The sequence below is a fragment of the Kocuria cellulosilytica genome (genome assembly GCF_040981245.1).
Classification (GTDB): Bacteria; Actinomycetota; Actinomycetes; order Actinomycetales; family Micrococcaceae; genus Kocuria; species Kocuria cellulosilytica.
This window is the reverse complement of record NZ_JAVFWZ010000020.1, coordinates 1-1,704: the sequence shown is the minus strand read 5'-3', so window position 1 is coordinate 1,704 and position 1,704 is coordinate 1. Positions and strand designations below refer to the sequence as shown.

At 56.8% G+C, this 1,704-nt stretch carries 1 rRNA gene; it reads left to right on the top strand.

Features of this window, described 5'->3' with window-relative positions:
* Nucleotides 1–138 precede the first annotated feature (138 nt).
* Nucleotides 139–1,665: ribosomal RNA gene (locus RCG67_RS16735) — 16S ribosomal RNA — on the top strand.
* Nucleotides 1,666–1,704 lie beyond the last annotated feature (39 nt).

Genomic DNA, 1,704 nt, shown 5'->3' with positions numbered 1-1,704 from the left:
GGTCTGTTGTTTGAGAACTCAATAGTGTGCCATGTTTGTTGATACCGAATGTTTTTTCGGTTGATGGGTTGTTGCTGTCCTGCCTCCGTGGGATGGTGGCGACATTTTCAGCCGGGGTTTGATGTTTTCGTTGTTTTTTTGACGGAGAGTTTGATCCTGGCTCAGGACGAACGCTGGCGGCGTGCTTAACACATGCAAGTCGAACGATGATGCCCAGCTTGCTGGGCGGATTAGTGGCGAACGGGTGAGTAATACGTGAGTAACCTGCCCTTGACTCTGGGATAAGCCTGGGAAACTGGGTCTAATACTGGATACTACGTCCCATCGCATGGTGGGGGGTGGAAAGGGTTTTACTGGTTTTGGATGGGCTCACGGCCTATCAGCTTGTTGGTGGGGTAATGGCTCACCAAGGCGACGACGGGTAGCCGGCCTGAGAGGGTGACCGGCCACACTGGGACTGAGACACGGCCCAGACTCCTACGGGAGGCAGCAGTGGGGAATATTGCACAATGGGCGGAAGCCTGATGCAGCGACGCCGCGTGAGGGATGACGGCCTTCGGGTTGTAAACCTCTTTCAGTAGGGAAGAAGCGAGAGTGACGGTACCTGCAGAAGAAGCGCCGGCTAACTACGTGCCAGCAGCCGCGGTAATACGTAGGGCGCAAGCGTTGTCCGGAATTATTGGGCGTAAAGAGCTCGTAGGCGGTTTGTCGCGTCTGCTGTGAAAGCCCGGGGCTCAACCCCGGGTCTGCAGTGGGTACGGGCAGACTAGAGTGCAGTAGGGGAGACTGGAATTCCTGGTGTAGCGGTGAAATGCGCAGATATCAGGAGGAACACCGATGGCGAAGGCAGGTCTCTGGGCTGTTACTGACGCTGAGGAGCGAAAGCATGGGGAGCGAACAGGATTAGATACCCTGGTAGTCCATGCCGTAAACGTTGGGCACTAGGTGTGGGGGACATTCCACGTTCTCCGCGCCGTAGCTAACGCATTAAGTGCCCCGCCTGGGGAGTACGGCCGCAAGGCTAAAACTCAAAGGAATTGACGGGGGCCCGCACAAGCGGCGGAGCATGCGGATTAATTCGATGCAACGCGAAGAACCTTACCAAGGCTTGACATTCACCGGACCGCCCCAGAGATGGGGTTTCCCTTCGGGGTCGGTGGACAGGTGGTGCATGGTTGTCGTCAGCTCGTGTCGTGAGATGTTGGGTTAAGTCCCGCAACGAGCGCAACCCTCGTTCTATGTTGCCAGCACGTGATGGTGGGGACTCATAGGAGACTGCCGGGGTCAACTCGGAGGAAGGTGGGGATGACGTCAAATCATCATGCCCCTTATGTCTTGGGCTTCACGCATGCTACAATGGCCGGTACAAAGGGTTGCGATACTGTGAGGTGGAGCTAATCCCAAAAAGCCGGTCTCAGTTCGGATTGAGGTCTGCAACTCGACCTCATGAAGTCGGAGTCGCTAGTAATCGCAGATCAGCAACGCTGCGGTGAATACGTTCCCGGGCCTTGTACACACCGCCCGTCAAGTCACGAAAGTTGGTAACACCCGAAGCCGGTGGCCTAACCCCTTTGTGGGAGGGAGCCGTCGAAGGTGGGACTGGCGATTGGGACTAAGTCGTAACAAGGTAGCCGTACCGGAAGGTGCGGCTGGATCACCTCCTTTCTAAGGAGCCGTTGACCGCCGTGTGGTGGTCGCCCCCGC